Below are 486 nucleotides of genomic sequence, written 5' to 3'. Positions count from 1 at the left end.
ACGTACAACTAATAGTCTTGCATAGTGATTGATCAATGAGGATGTATAGTCGAATAGGCTTTGCTGATTCTTTAATTCACGTTGTTGAAAATCGATCAGTTGCTGTTTTACACAGCCTGATAATGACTGGATGTAAGTCAATATATGCCATACCGTCATCTCATCAAAACAGTCTATACAATCGTAGTCTGCCTGTGGCATTAGACTGAGTGTGTGATCAACGATGTTCACCACCTCAATGAATATCTGCACTGTATTGCAATAGAAAAAATTAGCGTTATAGATTGGCTTAAATGACTGAACTAATTTTTGTAGGTCTATCATAAAGTTTTGATGATATAGATCATAACTACCTAAGCAAACTTCTTGAATGAAATGGTCTACTGCTGCCAATACTTCTGCTTCATGATAAAGCAGATCATATGGATTATTCTGGGACATTTAGGTTCTCACTGAAACATAAGGTTCATATGTAAGTGAGGAATG

The 486-nt window shown here is 35.8% G+C and carries 1 pseudogene; it reads right to left on the bottom strand.

Annotated features, from left to right (window positions below):
- Window positions 1-441, bottom strand: a pseudogene (locus HMPREF0023_RS12020) (hypothetical protein); the annotation flags it as partial.
- Window positions 442-486: the final 45 nt, after the last annotated feature.

This window comes from Acinetobacter sp. ATCC 27244, assembly GCF_000156555.1.
Classification (GTDB): Bacteria; Pseudomonadota; Gammaproteobacteria; order Pseudomonadales; family Moraxellaceae; genus Acinetobacter; species Acinetobacter haemolyticus.
Note: the sequence above shows the minus strand (reverse complement) of the source record. Positions and strands in the feature narration are given on the sequence as shown.